The organism is Micromonospora sp. NPDC049060 (genome assembly GCF_040649055.1).
Lineage (GTDB): Bacteria > Actinomycetota > Actinomycetes > Mycobacteriales > Micromonosporaceae > Micromonospora > Micromonospora reichwaldensis.
Genome location: NZ_JBEZEV010000062.1, coordinates 1 through 20111 on the forward strand (window position 1 = coordinate 1; position 20111 = coordinate 20111).

17 protein-coding genes and 1 pseudogene are annotated in these 20111 nt (G+C 72.4%); 11 read left to right on the forward strand and 7 right to left on the reverse strand.

Annotated elements, in window-relative coordinates; genetic code table 11:
* Nucleotides 1-93: 93 nt before the first annotated feature.
* From AB0B83_RS20815 to AB0B83_RS20825, 3 genes and pseudogenes are all read left to right on the forward strand, one after another.
* Nucleotides 94-345 (forward strand): annotated as a pseudogene (locus AB0B83_RS20815) (transposase family protein); the annotation flags it as partial.
* Nucleotides 346-504: 159 nt separating this feature from the next.
* On the forward strand, nucleotides 505-750 hold the full coding sequence (locus tag AB0B83_RS20820; protein ID WP_357579581.1) for a toxin HicA: 246 nt from the start codon (nucleotides 505-507) through the stop codon (nucleotides 748-750).
* The gene (locus AB0B83_RS20825; RefSeq protein ID WP_357579582.1) at nucleotides 750-1094 is read left to right on the forward strand and encodes a toxin-antitoxin system HicB family antitoxin; all 345 of its coding nucleotides are present in this window, start codon (nucleotides 750-752) and stop codon (nucleotides 1092-1094) included. The genes AB0B83_RS20820 and AB0B83_RS20825 overlap by 1 nt, the downstream gene beginning before the upstream one ends.
* A gap of 63 nt (nucleotides 1095-1157) precedes the next feature.
* On the opposite strand, the gene AB0B83_RS20830 is transcribed toward AB0B83_RS20825, so the two are convergent.
* From AB0B83_RS20830 to AB0B83_RS20845, 4 genes are all read right to left on the reverse strand, one after another.
* The gene (locus tag AB0B83_RS20830) at nucleotides 1158-1892 is read right to left on the reverse strand and encodes a nucleoside triphosphate pyrophosphohydrolase family protein (RefSeq protein WP_357579583.1); all 735 of its coding nucleotides are present in this window, start codon (nucleotides 1890-1892) and stop codon (nucleotides 1158-1160) included.
* Between the two features lie 651 nt (nucleotides 1893-2543).
* Entirely contained in the window at nucleotides 2544-2798 is a 255-nt protein-coding gene (locus tag AB0B83_RS20835) for a Smr/MutS family protein (protein WP_088987488.1), read from the reverse strand.
* Nucleotides 2799-3034: 236 nt separating this feature from the next.
* Entirely contained in the window at nucleotides 3035-3403 is a 369-nt protein-coding gene (locus AB0B83_RS20840) for a tetratricopeptide repeat protein (RefSeq protein WP_357579584.1), read from the reverse strand.
* Nucleotides 3404-3500: 97 nt separating this feature from the next.
* Entirely contained in the window at nucleotides 3501-4271 is a 771-nt protein-coding gene (locus AB0B83_RS20845; protein ID WP_132230825.1) for an ROK family protein, read from the reverse strand.
* A gap of 74 nt (nucleotides 4272-4345) precedes the next feature.
* Here AB0B83_RS20845 and AB0B83_RS20850 point away from each other — a divergent pair, with 74 nt between their 5' ends.
* From AB0B83_RS20850 to AB0B83_RS20860, 3 genes are all read left to right on the forward strand, one after another.
* The gene (locus AB0B83_RS20850; protein WP_357579585.1) at nucleotides 4346-5983 is read left to right on the forward strand and encodes an ABC-F family ATP-binding cassette domain-containing protein; all 1638 of its coding nucleotides are present in this window, start codon (nucleotides 4346-4348) and stop codon (nucleotides 5981-5983) included.
* Nucleotides 5984-6021: 38 nt separating this feature from the next.
* Nucleotides 6022-6339 (forward strand): hypothetical protein, encoded by a 318-nt coding sequence (locus AB0B83_RS20855; RefSeq protein WP_357579586.1) that lies wholly within the window; start codon nucleotides 6022-6024, stop codon nucleotides 6337-6339.
* 74 nt (nucleotides 6340-6413) lie between these two features.
* Nucleotides 6414-7139 (forward strand): methyltransferase domain-containing protein, encoded by a 726-nt coding sequence (locus AB0B83_RS20860; RefSeq protein WP_357579587.1) that lies wholly within the window; start codon nucleotides 6414-6416, stop codon nucleotides 7137-7139.
* Nucleotides 7140-7162: 23 nt separating this feature from the next.
* Here the strand turns inward: AB0B83_RS20860 and AB0B83_RS20865 are convergent, their stop codons facing one another.
* A complete protein-coding gene (locus AB0B83_RS20865) occupies nucleotides 7163-8170 on the reverse strand; it encodes a LacI family DNA-binding transcriptional regulator (protein WP_357579605.1) in 1008 nt (335 codons plus the stop codon).
* A gap of 400 nt (nucleotides 8171-8570) precedes the next feature.
* Here AB0B83_RS20865 and AB0B83_RS20870 point away from each other — a divergent pair, with 400 nt between their 5' ends.
* Together AB0B83_RS20870 and AB0B83_RS20875 are read left to right on the forward strand one after the other, a co-directional pair.
* Entirely contained in the window at nucleotides 8571-10235 is a 1665-nt protein-coding gene (locus AB0B83_RS20870) for a family 10 glycosylhydrolase (protein ID WP_357579588.1), read from the forward strand.
* Between the two features lie 180 nt (nucleotides 10236-10415).
* Nucleotides 10416-10952 (forward strand): phospholipase, encoded by a 537-nt coding sequence (locus AB0B83_RS20875; RefSeq protein WP_357579589.1) that lies wholly within the window; start codon nucleotides 10416-10418, stop codon nucleotides 10950-10952.
* Nucleotides 10953-11031: 79 nt separating this feature from the next.
* On the opposite strand, the gene AB0B83_RS20880 is transcribed toward AB0B83_RS20875, so the two are convergent.
* Nucleotides 11032-13863 carry an adenylate/guanylate cyclase domain-containing protein gene (locus AB0B83_RS20880; RefSeq protein ID WP_357579590.1) on the reverse strand — a complete coding sequence of 944 codons (2832 nt, stop codon included), beginning with the start codon at nucleotides 13861-13863 and terminating at the stop codon, nucleotides 11032-11034.
* Between the two features lie 99 nt (nucleotides 13864-13962).
* Entirely contained in the window at nucleotides 13963-14184 is a 222-nt protein-coding gene (locus AB0B83_RS20885) for a zinc ribbon domain-containing protein (RefSeq protein WP_357579591.1), read from the reverse strand.
* A gap of 56 nt (nucleotides 14185-14240) precedes the next feature.
* Between AB0B83_RS20885 and AB0B83_RS20890 the strand changes: the two genes are divergently transcribed.
* From AB0B83_RS20890 to AB0B83_RS20900, 3 genes are all read left to right on the forward strand, one after another.
* Nucleotides 14241-15632 carry a lytic murein transglycosylase gene (locus AB0B83_RS20890; RefSeq protein WP_357579606.1) on the forward strand — a complete coding sequence of 464 codons (1392 nt, stop codon included), beginning with the start codon at nucleotides 14241-14243 and terminating at the stop codon, nucleotides 15630-15632.
* Between the two features lie 72 nt (nucleotides 15633-15704).
* On the forward strand, nucleotides 15705-16721 hold the full coding sequence (locus AB0B83_RS20895) for a GNAT family N-acetyltransferase (RefSeq protein ID WP_357579607.1): 1017 nt from the start codon (nucleotides 15705-15707) through the stop codon (nucleotides 16719-16721).
* 97 nt (nucleotides 16722-16818) lie between these two features.
* Nucleotides 16819-20097 carry a lamin tail domain-containing protein gene (locus AB0B83_RS20900; RefSeq protein WP_357579592.1) on the forward strand — a complete coding sequence of 1093 codons (3279 nt, stop codon included), beginning with the start codon at nucleotides 16819-16821 and terminating at the stop codon, nucleotides 20095-20097.
* Nucleotides 20098-20111: the final 14 nt, after the last annotated feature.

Here is a 20111-nt window from a genome sequence, read left to right on the forward strand (position 1 = left end):
CCACGCAGCAGCTCCCGCCTTATCGTGAGGCGTCGAACGCCGGGGATATCAAAGGAGTCGCGGCAAGAGCCCGACCCGCTCTGCACCCATTAGGGTTATCAAGGTGCTCGCGGCAGCGTGCGCACGCCATTCAAGCGGCGCCGCTTCCGGCCCAAGCTGTCACGCCGGCAGAAGGCCGTGAACCGGACCCACGCGAAGATCCGCGCCCGCGGCGAACGGACGATCGCCACACTCAAGACCTGGAAGATCCTGGTCAAGCTGCGCTGCTGCCCACGGCGAACGACCACGATTGTGCAGGCCATCCTCGTTCTGCACCACGTCGAAGCCAACCGCTACGCAGGATGAAAAAGGCTGACTGAACCAGCCTGTCGATGGAGGCATGGCGACATCCCGCCTTCGCTGACGCAGCTGGGAGACCTTGCCGCAGCATGGGCAGGCATGGTTACGGGTAGGCACGCACCCGGAGGTGTTGCGAGGCGGTACCACGGGTAGTACCATCGAGGCGTGCCCTCGGTAGACAAGATCATAGAGGCGATGCGAAGCAACCCACAGAACATCGCCTACAGCGATCTCAAGAGGGTGTGTAAGCACCACTTCGGGGAGCCACGGCAAGACGGCACTTCCCACGCAGTGTTCAAGATGCCGTGGGCGGGGGACCCGCGCGTAAATATCCAGAACGACAAAGGCAAGGCCAAGGCGTACCAGGTACGGCAAGTGTTAAAGGCGATCGAAAAGAAGGAGGCCATGTGATGCAGACCGTTGCCCCTCCCGAGGTAACCCACTACACCTACCGCGTTACGTGGTCGGCCCAGGACAACGAGTTCGTCGCCACCTGCGCCGAGTTTCCGTCTCTTTCGTGGCTGGCTTCTTCTCAAATCGAGGCTCTGCAGGGGCTCCAAAATCTACTGCGTGAGGTAATCGCAGACATGGAGCAGCAGGGTGAAGAAGTGCCGGAGCCCTTCGCCGAACGTAGCTACTCAGGCAAGTTCAACGTTCGCGTCGGAGAAAGTCTCCACCGCGAGCTGGCAACCCACGCCGCAGAGGATGGGCTGAGCCTCAACCAATACGTCGTGCGGAAGCTAACAGCAGCCTGATCAACGCGAAAGGTCCGGCTCCTAGAGGGAGCCGGACCGAAGCATTTCTACCGGTGGTTCAGGCTAAACCACTCGCATAGTCCGCTGCAGCATGTCCACCTCAAGGACACCGCCCTTCTGCTCGCGAAGCTGCCGCCAGCACTCGTAGCCAACCATGATGGCGCGCTCCCAGTCCGCCGACCGATGCACACTGACTTCAAGATGGGCAACCATACTGCCGATCGTCTTCAGCAGCTCGTTGTCCACATGGCGGATTCCCTCAAAGAAGCCGTGCCGCGATGCGTACGAGAAGACCATCGCCGAGATGCCCTCCTCGATCGCGATGGCACGACCGCCGTCCTCCGCCTCGTCGATATCTGGCACGCTCTTCCGCTTCCGTCGCAGCAGCGAGCGCATCACGGGCGACCAGCCGAGTACCGCGAGGTACGCCAGGTGGAACGCGTCATGAAAGCAGTAGTCATCGTCCAGGTGTGAGGCATCCGTAAGCGGGTCACCAACGGGCTGTCCGTCGCAGGTCAGGCTGATGACCGTCCGGCCGTCACTCTCTCGCACAGTAGGAGTGAAGGTGAAGCGTGCGAGGCGAGGAAGCTGCTCATGCTCAGGCGCCTCGTGATCGAGAAGCGGTTGGTCCAGCTCACTCGGGCGCCACCGATCCTTAACCTTCTCCAGGCTCGCTGCGGCTACGTCCTCCAGGTCAAGCCCGAACTCGGCCGCCAACATCGCGACGTACCACAGGACATCACCTAGCTCCTCACGGATGTGCTGCTTGCTCAGCTGGTAAGCCGAGCCGTCGCGCAAGCGCTTAGTATATAATGGATATACTTGAGATGAGACAGGGGCGCGCCGATGGATTTGCTTGCACAGGCAGAGCGACGTCGAACGCTACTGATGTGGCCGCAGGCCGTGGACGACCGACTTGAGCTGCTAGTACGCGCAGCTGCAGCGGCTGGCACTCCAGTCAGCCGGTCGCAGATGCTGGCAGCTCTGGTGGCGGCGGCGTCTGTTGACCCCGACGAACTCGCACGCCTCCTGCGCGGCTATCGAACCACCGGGCTCAGCACGTTCGAGGCCGGCAACGACGGAGGTCACCTACCGACTGTCCGCCGGCCAGGACCACGGCGTCGCACCAGCAAGGCAACGAACGTACCCTCAGCCTATGAGTGAAGAGGTGGGGTCGGCGGCGGACCTTGCCCGCCAGCACTTGGCGGTGCAGTTACCTCGCCGCTGGACACATGTCCAAGCAGTCGCGATCCCGGCTTCACCCTCCGGACCTACACGCACCTGCTGCCGACGAGCGAGGACCGCACCCGGCGGGCGATCGACAAGGCGTTCGGCGAGGACCAGGCGGCCGACGACGGCCCGGAAGCCGGCAACGGCCTGGAGACGGCATGATCTTGGTCCAGTGGCCCTGTAAGCGGCCTAAGATCCAGGTCAAGGGCCATGCCGTGACTATTTCCAGCGGAAGTGCACGAAGAGGCGGCCGAAGTTCTTCGAGTCCTTCTCGACCCGGTGGTAGAGCTGCTTGACGTCCTTCTGGTCGAGAAAGCGCAGCACCCGCTTCTTGAGCTGGCCGGAGCCCTTGCCGGGGATGATCTCGACCAGGGTGGCCTTCTTCGCCACGGCCTCGTCCATGATCCCGCGCAGGGCCCGGTCGATGTCCTGGCCCTTGTTGAAGATGTCGTGCAGGTCCAGCTTCAGCTTCATCGCGTACCCGCCGCCGGCTCACGTCCCATGACGCCGATGGTAGGCCGCCCGCCGCCGCCGGCACACCGACCGGTGATCAGGACGCCATGGACGTCATCCGACGACTTTGACGTCCATGGCGTCCTGATCACCCAGGCGCTCGGCGTCGCGCGTCCCCGTGACGAACGCGAGGGCGGGGCAGCTCGGTGGAGCTGCCCCGCCCGTGTGCCCGCATCCAGGCGTCGATCCGGCCGCCGTCAGCGGGTGCCCTCGACCCGGGTCTGCACCCGGTCCAGGGCGGTGCGGTAGTCGTCGTTGCCGCTGTGCATGGCCGCCGCGATGCGCAGGTGCCGCAGCGCGTCGGCGGGCCGGTTGAGCCGCTCCAGCGTGCGGCCCAGCACGTGGTGGGCGTAGTGGTCGGCGGGGTCCCGGTCGATCAGCTCCCGCAGCTGCGCCTCGGCGCGGTTGAGCTGGGCCGACTGGAAGTACGCGCGGGCGAGCAGCTGGCGTACCGAGGCGTTGCCGGGCTCGGCCTCGACGATCGGCTCGAGCAGCCGGGCAGCCCCGGTCGGGTCACCGGCCTCGAAGAACATGGTCGCCCGCCGGTACTCGGCCAGAAGGTCCATCCGACCCACCCCCTCGTGTCGCGCCACTGTCCCGACGCTGGCACAACATCAGCCGTACCGCGACTGTTCCCGGGGCCCGGGAACCGCGCGGGCCGGGTCAGGTGGGGGCGCCGTGCCGGCCGGCGGCCAGCTCCCAGGCGCGTACGCCGCCGACGATGCCGGCGGTGTTGGGCACCACCACCACGTCGTCGCCCATCCGCACGAGCTGCTCGGGCCGGATCAGCCGGGAGTTGCCGCCGCCCAGGTAGAGCCGGTCCCAGCGGAACACCGGGCGCAGCCCGTCAACGACCTGACGGATGCGGCGGGACCAGAACGCGTCCCCGAGCCGGCGCCGCTCCGGCTCCCCCACGTACGTGTCGTAGGTGGTGTTCCAGCGCACCGGCGCGTGGGACAGCTCCAGGTGCGGGGCGAGCACCCCGCCGTCGAAGAGCGCGCTGCCCAGCCCGGTGCCGAGGGTCAGCACCAGCTCGCAGCCGGTCCCGGCGACCACGCCGGCGCCGTGCACCTCGGCGTCGTTGAGCACCAGCGCCGGCACCCCGAACGCCTCGGCGAGCGCGGTCCGCGCGTCGTACCCGGACCACTGGGCGACCAGGCCCGGGTCGACCTTCGACCGGGGCCCGGAGCGGGTCACGTAGTGCGGGGTGGCCACCACCACCCCGTGCCGGATCATGCCCGGCAGGCCGACGGTGAGCCGGTCCGCCGTGGGCAGCCGGCCGGCGAGGTCCAGCAGCGTCTTCACGAAGAGCGCCGGCGGCAGGGGGTACGGCGTGGGCACCCGCAGCGGCCGGGCGCGCATCGTGCCCGCCTCGTCCAGCACGGATGCCTTGATCCCGCCGCCGCCACAGTCGATCGCCAGTGTGGTCACCACCCGAGCAGTGTGCCGCGTACCTCCCGGGGCGCGAAGCGAGGGTGGGCCAACGGGGCGGATAGGGTCGGGGGTTGATGAGCGCGACGATGATCGTCAAGGGGCTGGCCGCGGGGCACGGGGACCGGGCACTGTTCGCCGGGCTGGACCTGGTGGTCGCACCGGGGGACGTGGTGGGGCTGGTCGGGCCGAACGGGGCCGGCAAGTCGACGCTGCTGCGTACCCTCGCCGGACTGCTGCCGGTGGAGGCCGGCAGCGTGACCCTCAGCCCGCCCACGGCGAGCGTCGGGCACCTGCCGCAGGAGCCCGAGCGGCGGCCCGGCGAGACCGTGCGGGACTTCCTGGCGCGGCGCACCGGCGTCACCGCCGCGCAGGCGGCGCTGGACGCGGCGACGGCCGCGCTCACCGACGGCGTGCCCGGCGCCGACGACGCGTACGCCGAGTCCCTGGAGCGCTGGCTCGCCCTCGGCGGGGCGGACCTGGAGGAACGGGCCGAGCAGGTGGCCGCCGAGCTGGGGCTCACGGTCGACCTGGAGCACCCGATGACGGGCCTCTCCGGCGGCCAGGCGGCCCGGGCCGGGCTGGCCTCGCTGCTGCTCAGCCGCTACGACGTGTTCCTGCTCGACGAGCCGACCAACGACCTGGACCTGGCCGGCCTGGAGCGGCTGGAGGAGTTCGTCACCGGGCTGCGCGCCGGCACGGTGCTGGTCAGCCACGACCGGGAGTTCCTCGCCCGCACGGTCACCCGCGTGCTGGAACTGGACCTGCACCAGCAGCAGGTCCGGCACTACGGCGGCGGCTACGCGGGCTACCTGGAGGAGCGCGAGGTCGCCCGCCGGCACGCGCGGGAGGACTACGAGGAGTACGCCGACACCCGGGCCGGCCTGGAGGCGCGCGCCCGCACCCAGCGGGCCTGGATGGAGAAGGGCGTGAAGAACGCCCGCCGCAAGGCCACCGACAACGACAAGATCGGCCGCAAGTTCCGCGCCGAGTCGACCGAGAAGCAGGCGGCCAAGGCCAAGCAGACCGAGCGCCTGATCGAGCGGCTGGAGGTGGTCGAGGAGCCGCGCAAGGAGTGGGAGCTGCGGATGGAGATCGCCGCTGCGCCCCGCGCCGGCGCCGTCGTGGCCTCGCTGCGCGACGCCGTCGTACGCCGGGGCGACTTCACCCTCGGCCCGGTGACCCTCCAGATCGACTGGGCCGACAAGGTGGCGGTGACCGGGGCGAACGGCTCCGGCAAGTCCACCCTGCTCGCCGCCCTGCTGGGCCGGCTCCCCCTCGACTCCGGGCACGCCGCGCTCGGCCCGGGCGTGGTGGTCGGCGAGGTGGACCAGGCCCGGGGACTGTTCCTCGGCGACGTGCCGCTTATCGACGCGTTCGGCGCCGCCGTACCGCAGCTGTCGCCGGCGGACGCGCGCACGCTGCTGGCCAAGTTCGGCCTGCGCGCGGGGCACGTGCTGCGGCCGGCGGCGACCCTGTCGCCGGGCGAGCGGACCCGGGCGGCGCTGGCGCTGCTCCAGGGGCGCGGGGTGAACCTGCTGGTGCTGGACGAACCGACGAACCACCTGGACCTGCCCGCCATCGAGCAGCTGGAGTCGGCGCTGGCCAGCTACCCGGGCACGCTGCTGCTGGTCACCCACGACCGGCGGATGCTCGACGCCGTGACCACGAACCGGCGGCTGCGGGTGGCCGCCGGGCGGATCGCCGAGGATTGATCCGTGCCGACCCGCTCGCGGCGGGTGAGAATGACCCCATGCTCAAGTGGGAGTACGCGCTGCTGGTCCGCCGCCGCCAGGCGGCCACCACCGACATCGGCTGGGAGATCGTCTTCGTCTGGTACGGCCCGGACGGCTCGATGGTCGACGTGACGCCCTACGGCGACACCGCGCTGGCCCACCTGAACCGGGCCGGTGACCAGGGCTGGGAGCTGGTCGCGATGAGCGAGGACCCGTCCATGCCCGGCAACAGCGAGCTGCACCGCTACCACCTCAAGCGGCCCAAGGCGGCCGCCCCGCCGCCCCGGCAGCGGATGCGCGGCGGCGGACGCCCCCGGCGGACGATCGGCGGCTGACCGCCCGCCCTGCTCGGGGCGTCCGGGGCATAACGGGCGGGGATCCGGGTATCGGCCGGCGGGAGGTGGCCCGGATGGTCGCGCTGGCACAGAATCCGCCCTCGGCCGAGCGGCTGCGGGCGGTCGACGGATTCCTCACCGAGGCCTGGGTCGACCAGGCCCGGCACGACGACCGGCTGCGCGACCTCGCGGTCGAGGTGCGCTTCGACCGGGGGGTGGCCCACCTCAGCGGCGAGGTCGCCGGGCAGGACGAGCTGCGCCTGGTCCGGGACCGGGTCGGCCGGCTCGCCGGCGTGCTCGGCGTCTGGTGCCGGGTACGCGTCGGCGGGCGCGACCCGGTGGTGGTCGACCTGGGCTGCGGCGCCACCAAGCAGTGGCCGGGCAACCTGGGGCTGGACATCTTCCCGGCCCCGGGGGTGGACGCGGTGGCGGACCTCTCCGGCTCGCTGCCGCTGGCCGACGACTCGGTGGACGTCTTCTTCGCGGTGCACATCCTGGAGCACCTGATCGACTTCCTGCCGCTTGTCGACGAGTGCCACCGGGCGCTCCGACCGGGCGGCGTGCTGCACGTGATGAGCCCGTGGTGGCGGCACGTGAACGCCGTCGCCGACCCGACCCACGTCCGGCTGCTCGACGTGCAGACGTTCAAGGGCGTCTGCCTCCAGCGCCCGCCGGGCACCCCGCGCTGGTATCCCCTGCACGTCGGCTGCGACGGCGCCTCGATCTTCGCCGACCTCACCCCGCTGCCCCCGGACGCGGACGGCCCCACCCCCGCCCACCTGGCCCGTTTCTTCGACTGACCGCCACCCCTGCCAGCCGGGGGTCAGCGGCCGAGGGTGCTCTCGCGGGGGGCCAGGCGCCAGGGGGCCGAGAGTTCCCGGGGCGGGGCGGTGCGGTCGCCGTCGATCCGGCCGGCGAGCAGTTCCACCGCCAGCCGGGCGATGCGCTCCTTGTCCGGCGCGATGGTGCTCAGGGTGGGCACGGAGAAGCGGCCGTCCTCGATGTCGTCGAAACCGGCCACCGCCACGTCCTCGGGGACGCGCAGGCCCGCCTCGTGCAGGGCGCGCAGGACGCCCAGGGCGAGGGTGTCGTTGAAGCAGAAGACCGCGTCGGGGCGTACGCCGGAGGTCAGCAGGCCGCGCATCGCGGCGGCGCCGTCCGCGCGGTGCCAGGCCGTCGCGGGCGCCACCAGCCGCTCGTCGTACGGGAGGCCGGCGTCGGCGAGCGCGGCGGTGTAGCCGGCGAGCCGCAGCCGGGCGCTGGCCCCCTCGGGGGTGCGCTGCGAGCCGATGGCGGCGATCCGGCGCCGGCCGAGGCCGGCCAGGTGGGCGGTGATCTCCCGGGCGGCGCCCACGTTGTCGATCCCGACGTGGTCGGCGGGACCGTGGTCGACCCGCTCGCCGAGCAGCACCATCGGGGTGCCGGCCAGCCCGGTGAGGTCCTCGGCGGTGAGCGCCAGCGGGCTGAAGATCAGCCCGTCGATCAGGTGCTCGGTGATGCCCGACGCGGCCACCCGCTCCTGCTCCCGACCGCCGCCGGTCTGGTCGATCAGCACCGTCCAGCCCAGCTCGGCCGCGGCCGTGACGACGTGCCGGGCCAGCTCGGCGAAGTAGGGGATGTCCAGTTCGGGGACCGCGAACGCGATGATCCCGGTGCGCCCCTTGCGGAGGTTGCGCGCGGAGAGGTTGGGCCGGTAGTTCAGCTCGGCGATGGCCTCCTCGACCCGGGCGCGGGTGTCGGGCCGGACGTGCACGTAGCCGTTGACCACGTTGGAGACGGTCTTCACCGACACGCCGGCGCGCTCCGCCACGTCCTTGAGCCTGTGCCGCACCACGTCGCCCTCCCCCATGGCGCGCACTTTACCGCGTGAGCGGCTCTTTACAACGTTGCTTACAACGTTGTACAAAGCCGCCAGGTCTGGCTCGACGAGGTCGTCTGGACCGACGGCAAGCCCGTCGTCAAGGGCCCGACGGCGGGGCCGCAACAGAAACCCTGACGTCTCGGGCTATTCGGGCCAGCACCCGCCGTGTGCGCCACGCCACGGCGCGTCCCGTGAGCCCGGCCACTAGGGGGAGCCGGCGTGGACGGACGGATCGATCGCGCCCAGACTCTTGCGCAGAGCCCGTGAGGTGTGAAAATTTCCTACCAGCGGCAGAATGTCAACGGCGAATCTTGCCGTCTGCGCCGCGATGAACCCCTGACACGGGAGCCCCAACGAAGGGACACACCGCATGAAGGCAACTCGGCTCGGAGCCGCCGGGCTGGCCGCCGCACTGCTCGGCGCGCTCGTCGCCGCCACCCCGGCGAGCGCGGCACCCGACGCGGCGACCACCGCCGCCTCCACCACCTCCTGCGTCACCGACCCGGCCACGCCGAAGCGGCAGTTCCGGGCCATGTGGATCTCCTCGGTCGTCAACATCGACTGGCCGAGCAAGGCGTCCCAGACGTCGCCGGACCGCGTATCCGCGCAGCAGGCCGAGTACCGCCAGCTGCTCGACCTCGCCGAGCGGCTCAACCACAACGCCGTGGTCGTCCAGATCCGGCCGACCGCCGACGCGTTCTGGCCCTCGCCCCACGAGCCCTGGTCGGAGTACCTGACCGGGGTCCGCGGCGAGAACCCGGGCTGGGACCCGCTGAAGTTCGTCGTCGAGGAGGCGCACAAGCGCAACCTGGAGTTCCACGCCTGGTTCAACCCGTACCGCATCTCCATGCCCGCCCCGGGCGGCGCCGGCGCCGACATCAACCAGCTCGCGCCCAACCACCCGGTCCGCGAGCACCCCGAGTGGACCTTCGCCTACCCGCCGGCCGGGGTGGCCGGCAGCCGGCTCTACTACAACCCCGGCATCCCCGAGGTCCGCGAGTTCGTGCAGACCGCGATGATGGACGCGGTCAAGCGGTACGACGTCGACGGCGTGCACTTCGACGACTACTTCTACCCCTACCCGAGCGGCACCCACCAGGTGCCCGACGACGCCACCTTCGCGGCGCACAACCGGGGCTTCACCGACAAGGCCGACTGGCGGCGGGACAACATCAACCTGCTGGTCCAGGAGATGAACGCCAAGATCAAGGCCGAGAAGCCGTGGGTGAAGTTCGGCGTCAGCCCGTTCGGCATCTGGCGCAACCAGTCGGCCGACCCGCTGGGCTCGGACACCACCGGCAGCCAGTCGTACGACATCATCTCCGCCGACACCCGCAAGTGGGTCAAGGAGGAGTGGATCGACTACATCGTGCCGCAGCTCTACTGGTACATGGGCCAGTACCCGGCCGCCGACTACACCCGGCTGGTGCCGTGGTGGGCGGACGTGGTCAAGGGCACCCGGGTGCAGCTCTACATCGGGCAGGCCGACTACAAGAGCGGTGACCCGGCCTACGGCTCCTTCTGGATGAACCCGCAGGAGCTGTCCAACCACCTGACGCTGAACCGGCAGTACCCGGAGGTCCTGGGCAACGTCCACTTCTCGGCCGTGCAGGTGCGGGCCAACCGGCTCGGCGCGACCGACATCTACGCCGCCGAGCACTACTCCCGCCCGGCGCTGATCCCGACCATGACGCACCTGCCGAAGAAGCCGCTGCTCATGCCGGTGGTCACCAAGGCCGCGCGGCAGTCCGACGGGGTCCGCCTGAACTGGCTCCAGCCGGCTGACGGCGTGGGCCCGCTCGGCACCGCCACGTCGTACGCGGTCTACCGCTTCGACGGGACCGGCCTGGCCGGCCGGTGCGACTTCGCCGACGCGGCGCACCTCGTCGACACGGTCCGCGCCGACGCGGACAGCCGGACGCAGTCCTGGGTGGACACCACCGCCGAGGCCGGCAAGCGGTACACCTACTACGTGACCGCGCTCGACCGACTGGCGAACGAGAGCCCGGCCAGCCCGCCGGCGTTCGTCCGCTGACGTGACACCGAATGCCCCGGGTGCCCCTGGCGCCCGGGGCATTCGTCTGTTTCGACGCCTGTCACCAAATGTCGGTGGGCACCGCATCCCCCGGAACCATTCATGATCGACACTGTTCGGCACTCCGGTGACCCGCCGGTAACCCCCGTCCCCACCCGCACATCCCCCGCGGAGGTACCCGTGCCCAAACGCCTCACCACCCTGCTCGCCTCGGCCGTGCTGACGATGCTCTTCGTCTTCGGGGTCTCCTCCCCCGCCGCCGCCGTCACGACCTCGCAGAAGCTGTCCGTCCTCTCCAGCTGGACGCAGACGAGCGCCTCCAGCTACAGCTCCTGGAACTCCGGCCGGCTCAACCAGGGCGCCTGGGCGGCGTACGGATTCAACTGGTCGACCGACTACTGCTCGTCGAGCCCGGACAACCCGCTCGGCTTCACGTTCAACCTCTCCTGCTACCGGCACGACTTCGGCTACCGCAACTACAAGGCGATGGGCCGGTTCTCGGCGAACAAGGCCCGCCTCGACGACGCCTTCTACGCCGACCTGAAGCGGGTCTGCGCCACGTACAACGCGGCCGTGCGGCCCGCCTGCACCAGCCTCGCCTGGACGTACTACCAGGCCGTCAAGGCCTTCGGCTCGCTCGCCGCCGTGCAGCAGTCCGACATCGACCGCGCCGCCCGGATGAAGGCAGACGCCGAGAGCCGCGCCGCCCTGCGCTGACCGCGCCCGTACGCCAAGGGGTTCGCGTCCCCGGCCAGCCCGATGACGCGGACCCCGACCGGCGGGTCCCACCCCGCCGTCAGGCGTGGCCGGTGTGGTGACGGCGACGGTCCGGGGCGACGGACTGGCGGGGAGCCACGCGGGCGTGACCGGCGCCGAACCTCGCCGAGCCGACCGCCAGGTCCGGATGTTCGACGGCGAGGGCCAGCGCCGCCGCCTCCTCCAGCCCCAGCTCGGTCCCCTCGCCGTACGCGCCGTCGAAGGTCGCGTCGCCCAACTCCTGGCGCAGCTCCCCCTGCCGCTGCGCCCAGTACCCGCCGTAGATGCCCGGGGCGCAGCGCATGCTCGCCCGGGTCGCCCCCGCCGCGCCGAACAGGCGGGCCGCCGTCAACCCGTCACCGCCGGCCGCGCAGCGCACGGCCATCGCGTTGAGCGTGTCGCAGGCCCGACCGTGGAAGCCGTGGCTCATCCGCGAGCGCAGCGCCACCTGGAGATGCTCGTGCGCGGCGACCAGGTCCCCGCGCGCCAGGGCGACCATCCCGAGCAGCATGTCGACCGAGCGCCGCCCCCGCTCCACCGGGCGGGCCGCCTCCACCGGGCGGGCCGCGCCCAGCAGCTCGGCCGCCTCGTCCAGGGCGCCCCGCCGCCAGAGCAGCTCGGCCAGGCTGAACACCCCGAAGAGCGCGTCGCCGAGCACCTCCTGGCCGGACGCCCAGTCGATCACCTCGCGGCAGATCCGCTCCGCCTCCGCGAACTGTCCCATGTCGACCAGCGGGGCCGCCCGCCCGGCGAGCACCCGGGCGAGCAGGCCGGCGTCGCCCGCCTGCCGGGCCGCCGCCTCCGCCCGCTGGGAGTAGCGCAGCTCCTCGGCGAACTCGCCGTCCGCGCCGGCGTGCAGCGAGTGCATGTGGTACGCCGCCGCCAGCTCGGCCTCCGGGATCCGCTCCCCCGTCTCGGCGATCCGCCCGTACAGCCGGAACAGCCAGAGCCGCCCCTCCCGGGCCAGGCCCCGCTCCCGCCACCACTGGTCGAGTCCCCCGGCCAGCCGCAGGCCGGCCCGGGCACTGCCGCCGGTGGCGCACCAGCGCAGCGCGGCGCGCAGCTCGCCGGCGAGCGGGTCGAGGGCGTAGAGCGACAGGGTCACCGGCCGCCCGTCCGGGCCCAGGTGGGCGCGCTCCATCGCGTGCGTCGACCACGCCACGTGCCGGTTGCGGGCCGACTTCTCCTCCCCCGCCTCCGCCAGCCGCCGCGCCGCGTACGCCCGGATCGGGTCGAGCATCCGGTAGGTGCTGCCCGAGGCGTGCGGCTCCGCCAGCACCATCGACTTGTCGACAAGCACCGAGAGCGGATCGAGCGGGTCGTCGCCGAGCAGCCACTCCACCGTCGCCAGGTCGACCGGGCCGGCGAAGACCGCCAGCCAGCGCAGCAGCCGGGCGGCGCGCGGCCCCAGCGTGCGGTACGACCAGGTGACAGTGGCCTGCATCGTCAGGTGCCGCTCGGTGGCGGAACGCTGCACCGCCCGGACGGCCGGGCTGGGCGGCACCATCCCCACGGCCGCCACCAGGTCCACCGTGTCCGGCCGACCGTCCGCCCGGTCCGGCTCCACCGGCGGCTCCGGGTCCTCCCGGCCCGCGTCGAGGGTGCCCAGCACGTCGTCGAGGCGCTCGGCGAGCTGCCCGACGGAGAGCACCCGCAGCCGGGCGGCGGCCAGCTCTATGGCGAGCGGCAGCCCGTCCAACCGCCGCACCACCCGCCGCAGGTCGGCCGACTCCCCCGGGTCCGGCGGCCGGCCGCCCCGGGCCGCCGCCGTCCGGTCCAGCAGCAGCGCGACCGCGTCGCTCTCCGCCCCGCCCACCGGCGGGTCGACCGACAGCGACGGGATCCGCCAGACCACCTCGCCCGGCAGGCCGAACGACTCCCGGCTGGTGGCGAGCACCCGGACACCCACCCCGCCGGCGAGCAGCCGGGAGATCACGTCGGCCGAGGCGGCCGGCTGGGCGTCGCAGGTGTCCAGCAGGACGAGCATCCGGCGCGCGGCCGCGTACTCCACAAGCGTGTCGACCATCGGGCGGCCCGGCTCGGGACGCAGACCGAGCACGGCGGCGACCTCGAACGCCACCAGCCCCGGGTCGGTGACCGCGGCGACGTCGACGAACCAGACACCGTCCGGATGCGACTCCACCAGGTCGACGGCGAGCTCCACGGCCAACCGCGTCTTGCCCGCACCCCCCGCGCCGAGGACGGTGACCAGCCGGTGCGCCTCCACCAGCCGCTTCAGCTCGGTCCGCTCGGCGTGCCGGCCGACGAACGAGGTGACCGGGGTCGGCAGGTTGTGCGCGGACGCGTCGGCGGTGCGGGGCCGCGGGAACTGCCGCTCCAGGCCGGGGGCGACCAGTTGGAAGAGCCGCTCCCGGTCGTCGAAGCCGCGCAGCCGGTGCAGGCCCAGGTCGTGCAGGGACGCGTCGGGCGGCAGCGGCTGGGCGTGCCGCTCCGTCGACGCCGAGCAGAGCACCTGACCGCCGTGGGCGGCGGCGGCGATCCGGGCCGCGCGGTGCACCTCCGGGCTGACGTACTCGCCGTCGCGCGGCTCCGCCCAGCCGGTGTGCAGCCCCATCCGGACCCGGGGCATGGCGTCGGCGGTGGGCCACTCGTGGCTCGCCAGCGCCCGCTGCGCGGTCAGGCAGGCGGTCAGCGCGGCGGTCGCGTCGGGAAAGACGAGGAAGAACGAGTCCCCCTCGGTCAGCAGCTCCGCGCCCTCGGTCGCGGCGATCGTGCGGCGCAGCAGCCGGCGGTGCTCCCGCAGCACCGGGCGGTAGTCCGGGCCGAGCAGCTGGGCCAACCGGGTGGAACCCTCGATGTCGGTGAAGACGAAGGTCACCAACCCGCTCGGAAGGTGGATCCGTGGCGACATGGTGGAACCTCCGCCCGTGACGTCGGACTCATGCTGCCTGATACCGGACCATCACGCATCGTGAGAACGGTCGGCCGGAGCCGACTGCGGGCCCGCAGGTCAGCAGCCGCAGCCACCGCCGCAACAACCCCCACGGGCCGGCGCCGGCGCGCCACCGGCCGCACCGCCGCCGCCCCGGCCGGTGACGGCGACGGTGGAGAGGAGCTTGACGGTGTCGGCGTGCCCCTGCGGGCAGGACGCCGGCTCAGCGGCCTGCGACATCGGACGGTTGACCTCGAAGGTGTCGCCGCAGGCGCGGCAACGGAACTCGTACCGGGGCATGGCACCAGGGTACGACCGGTCCTGACGTACGGGGGGACATGGGTGATACTCAACTTGTGGTGGACGGCGAGGACAGGACGACCCTTCGGCCCCTGCGGCCGGCGGCACCGATCGACGGGCCGCTCGCCGGTTCCGGCGCCGCGCCCGAACCCGCGACGCGGTTGCCGCGTCCGCGCCGCCCCTGGCTGAGATCCACCGCCGCCGGCGACACGAAGCCGGCCACGGAAACCAGGCCGGCGACCGACCCCACCGCCGAGAAGGCGAAGCCGGCCGACGACGCGAAGCCAGCCACGACCGGGAAGCCGGGCGACAGCGCCGGCACGGGCGCGAAGCCGGGCGACGCAACCGCCTCCGACACGAAGGCCGGCGGCGCGGCCGGGGCCTCCACGACCGGGCCCGGGGCGAAGACCGGTGACGACGCCGGCGCGGCGTCGGCCACGGGCGACCTCGCGGAGACGAAGGTCGACGTGCCCACCACGAAACCGGCCACCGGGCCCCGGCGCCGCCGGGTGCAGTTCGCGCACGCCGTACGCCGGCCGCCGCACCGGGTCGCGATGGGCGCCGCCCGCGCGACCCGGGACTGGTCGCGGCGGCCCAGCGGGCGGCTCACCCTGCCCGGGGTGTTCCTGCTCGCCCTGGTCGCGGCGACGGCTGCGGCGGGTGCGCTGCTGGTGCCCGCGACGGCCCGGGGACCCCGTCCGGTCGCGGTCGACGCCACCTCCACCGCGCCGACCACCGTTCCGCAGGCACCGCTGCCCGGCGGTACCCCACTGCCCGGCGGCCCGGTGCTGCCCGGTCAGACGCCACTGCCCGGCGGCACGGTGCTGCCCGGCGGGACGGTGCCGCCCGGTCCGCTCCCCGGCGGGATCACCGGTCGGCCGTCGGACGCGCTGGCCGGCTGGGCCGCCCAGGTCGGGCCGAAGGTCGGCATCTCGCCGGTGGCCATGCAGGCGTACGGCTACGCCGAGGTGGTGCTCGCCCAGACCAACCGCAGCTGCGGGCTGAGCTGGACCACCCTGGCGGCCATCGGGTTCGTCGAGTCGGGGCACGGCCAGGCCAACAACGCGACGCTCCGCCCGGACGGCAAGGCGCTGCCCGAGATCATCGGCTTGCCGCTCGACGGGCAGGGCGGCCGGATGCGGATCCCCGACACGGACCGCGGTGTGATGGACAAGGACCCGGTCCTCGACCGGGCAGTCGGGCCCATGCAGTTCATCCCGACGACCTGGCAGGAGATCGGCGCCGACGCCGACAACGACGGCGTCAAGGACCCGCACGACCTGGACGACGCCGCCCTCGCCGCCGGCAACTACCTCTGCAAGGGCGGCCGGAACCTGACCATCCCCGCCGACTGGTGGAACGCGATCCTGTCCTACAACGACGTCCGCCGGTACGCCCAGGACGTCTACGACACCGCCAACCGGTACGGACAGGCGAGCCGCACGTGAAGTGATCGTCTGCATACATTGGAGAACTGGACACTTCCCCCGGGCAGCGGTTAGCGGCAAGCTAGACGGGTGATGGTGCGCGAGTGGGACCCCAGGACCGCGTCGTCCGCCGAGATCGCGTCGCTGCTGGACACGCTGAACGCGGTCCTGGCGGCCGATCTGCCGCAGGACCCGCCGTGGCGGGAGACTTCCATGCGGGAATACCTCGCCGAGGTGATGCCCGGCGAGCGGCGGATCTCCTGGGTCGCCCAGGCGGAGCCGGCGGCCGACGGCAGCCCGGGGGCGATCCTGGGCCACGTGCACGTGCTGCTGCTCGGTGACATCGGGGTGCTGGAGGTGCTGGTGCACCCGGCGGAGCGGCGCACGGGCCTCGGGCGGGACCTCGTCCTGACCGCCGCCAGGCGGGTCTACCAGGAGGGATTCCAGTCGATCGGGGTCGAGGTGGTCGGCGACACGCCGGCCGTCGCCTTCTACGAGTCGCTCGGCTTCTCGAAGGAGTACGTCGAGACCCGCAGCGTGCTGGACCTGTCCGGGGTGGACTGGGCCGAGCTGTCCGAGATGGCCACCGGCATCGGCGCGGGCTACCACCTGGAGTTCCACCCCGGCGGCCCGCCGGACGAGCTGATCGAGACGTACGCGCGGGCCAAGGCGGAGGTGCGCGACGTCGAGGACGGCGAGCTGCGCCCCAGCTCCTACGACCCGCAGCGGCTGCGCGACAGTCTGGACTGCCTGCACCGGCGGGGCATGAAGCCCTACATCGTGCTCGCCCTGCACGAGCAGACCGGTGAGGTGGCGGGGCTGACCGAGGTGGTCGTGCCGGTCCAGCATCCCACCCGCGCCGACCAGTACGACACCATCGTCGTGCAGGACCACCGGGGCTACGGCATCGACCGGGCGATCAAGGCCCGGATGCTGATGGAGCTGCGCTCGGCGGAGGCGGAGCTGACCGAGGTGCAGACCTGGAACGCGCAGGCCAACGAGGCCATGCTCAAGGTCAACGCCGAGTTGGGCTACCGCCCGGACCGCGAATGGTGCGAATACAGCATCGACGTGGCCGAGCTGGTGCACCGCCTCGACGCCGGACGCTGACCGGAACGTTCACGAAACTGTCCGGTGGGGGATGGACGGCGGTCAGCACCGCCCCTTAACGTGCGTTAGTTCCCCGCCCACCCATCGTGGAGGCCTCATGCGCCCGCGCCGCACTCTTGCCGCGCTCGCGACCGCCACCGCCGCCGTGACCGTCGCGGCTGTCGGCGTCGCACCCACCGCGGCCAGCGCCGCGCCCACCGACCTCTTCATCTCCGAGTACGTCGAAGGCTCGTCGAACAACAAGGCGATCGAGCTGTTCAACGGCACCGGCGCCGCCGTCGACCTGGCCGCCGGCGGCTACCAGCTCCAGTTGCACTTCAACGGCTCCACCACGCCGACGAACCTGGCCCTCACCGGCACCGTCGCGGCCGGCGACGCCTTCGTCCTCGCCGCCGCCTCGGCCGCGCCGGGCATCCTGGACCGGGCCGACCAGACCACCAGTGCCAGCCTGTTCAACGGCGACGACGCGATCGTGCTGCGTCGGGGCGGCACCGTGCTCGACTCGATCGGCCAGGTCGGCGTCGACCCGGGCACCGAGTGGGGCACCGGCGTCACCAGCACCGCCGACAACACGCTGCGCCGGTCGGCCGCCGTGACCTCGGGCGACACCGACCCCTCCGACGCGTTCGACCCGGCCGCGCAGTGGGCCGGTTTCCCCGTCGACACGTTCGACGGGCTCGGCGCGCACGTCGTCGACGGCGGCGGCCCGGTCGACGCGCCCGCCACGCTCACCTGCGGACCGGCGCTGGTGACCTCGGTCGGCACGGCGGCCACCCGGGAGGTCACCGCCACCGACCCGGACGACCGGATCGTCGACCTGGCGGTCACCTCGGTCAGCCCGACCCCGGCCACCGGCTCCGTCAGCCGCTCGGCGGTCACGCCGGCCGACGCGGTCGGCGGCACCGCCCGCGCCACGGTCGGCACGAGCGCCGACCTGGCCGCCGGGGCGTACACCGTGGTGCTGACCGCCACCGACGCGGACGGCGACACCGCCACCTGCACCCTGGCCGTGCAGGTGACCCGGGAGCTGACCGTCGGCGAGGTGCAGGGCCCGACCACCGACGCCGAGTCCGGCCCCGCCGACCGGTCGCCGCTCGCGCCGGCCTCCGGCAACGGCACCAGCAGCACGCTGTACGACGTACGCGGCGTGATCACCCAGCGGACCCTCGCGCGTGACTCGTCAGGCCGCGACCAGCACGGGTTCTTTCTGCAGAGCCGCAAGGACGCCACTGACGGCGACCCGACCAGCTCGGACGGCATCTTCGTCTTCATGGGCTCGTTCACCTCCCTGATCGGCGGCTACGTGCCGACGCTCGGCGACGAGGTGGTGCTGCGCGCCCGGGTCTCCGAGTACTTCAACTTCACCCAGCTCTCCGGCGCGTCGCTGGTGCGCCGGATCGCCTCCGGCGTGGACGTGAACGCCGAGGTCCAGGTGACCGACGCCGTGCCGCCGGTCGAGGTGGCGGCGGCGCAGCGCTTCTTCGAGCGGCACGAGGGCGCCCGGCTGCGCGTACGTGCCGGCAGCGGCGCGGTGAGCGGGCGGAACGTCTTCGCCTCCACCGCCGACGCCGAGATCTTCGTGATCGACCGGGACGACCCGCTGCTCGACCGCGCCGACCCGTACGCCCGCCGGGTGTTCCGGGACGCGCACCCGCTCGACAACGACCCGACCCGCCGCTTCGACGACGGCAACGGGCAGCGCGTCCTGCTCGGCAGCATGGGCGTGAAGGGCACCACGGGCGACAGCGCCGCGCTGCTCCCGCCGGCGCGCACGTTCGACACGCTGACCGCCGACGCGGTCGGCGGGCTCTACTACTCGTTCGAGAAGTACGGCGTGCAGGTCGAGGCGGCGGCGTTCACCGGCGGGGCCGACCCGTCGGCGAACAACCCGCCGAAGCCGGCCAACCGGTCGGAGGAGCTGGCGGTCGCGACCTACAACGTCGAGAACCTGTACGACTACCGTGACGACCCGTTCGACGGCTGCGACTTCGCCGGCAACGCCGGCTGCACCGGGGTGCGCCCGCCGTTCGACTACGTCCCCGGCAGCGAGCAGGAGTACCGCGAGCAGCTCGTCGCGCTGGCCGACCAGATCACCACCGACCTGCACTCCCCGGACCTGATCCTGGTGCAGGAGGCCGAGGACCAGGACATCTGCTCGGTCTCCGGCGGCGCGCTGGTCTGCGGCACCACGGACAACGCCGACGGCGCGCCGGACAGCCTCCAGGACCTGGCGCTGGCCATCACGGCCGCCGGTGGCCCCGCCTACCAGGCCGCGTACGACCGCACCGGCGCGGACGCCCGGGGCATCACCGCGGCGTTCCTGTTCCGCACCGACCGGGTGTCGCTGGCGGCGCCCACCGCCGGCGACCCGCTGCTGGGCTCGGCGCCGACCGTCGAGTACCGGGGGGCGTCGCTGCCGGGCAACGCGGACGTGCAGAACCCGAAGGCGCTCAACGCGGTGCTGCCGGACGACGTGGACACGTCCACCGGCAAGGACGGGAACAACGTCTTCACCCGCGCACCGCAGCTCGGCAAGTTCACGGTCGCCGCCGCGCCCGGCTCCGCCGAGCGTTACACGCTCTGGGCCGCCAGCAACCACTACTCGTCCGGCCCGGACAGCCGGGTCGGGCAGCGCCGGGAGCAGGCCGCGTACGGGGCCGCGATCGTCACCGCGATCGAGGCGTCGGACCCGCACGCGCGGGTGGTCTACGGCGGGGACCTGAACGTCTTCCCCCGCCCCGACGATCCCATCGCGACGGCGGCGGACCCCACCCCATCGGACCAGCTCGGGCCGCTGTACGGGGCGGGCATGCGCAACCTGTGGGACGACCTGCTCGCCGACGCGCCGTCGTCCGCCTACTCGTACAGCTTCGAGGGGCAGGCGCAGACGCTGGACCACCTGTTCGTGAACGGCGCACTGCACCGGGACCTGGTGGAGATGCGGGCCGCGCACGTCAACGCCGACTGGCCGGCCGACCACGCGGCCGACGGCAGCCGGGGTTCCAGCGACCACGACCCGCAAGTGGCCCGCTTCCGCTCCCGGGCGTCGCTGAGCGTCGGCGACGCCCCGGTGGCCGAGGGCGACCGGGGCACCCGGCCGCTGACCTACACGGTCACCGTGTCGCGCCCGCTGTCCCAGCCGGTGCTGCTCTGTGCCGCCACCTACGGCACCACGGCCCAGGCCGGCGCCGACTACGACCCGTACGTCGGCTGCAAGGTCCTGGCCGCCGGGCAGACGTCGCTGGCCTTCCCGGTGACCGTACGCGGTGACCGGAAGCGGGAGGCCGACGAGAAGGTGAACCTGGTCGTGGCCGGGGTGCCCGGCCTGCGGCTGGCCGATCCTCTCGCCGTGGGCACCATCACCGACGACGACTGACGTCACACCGGAGC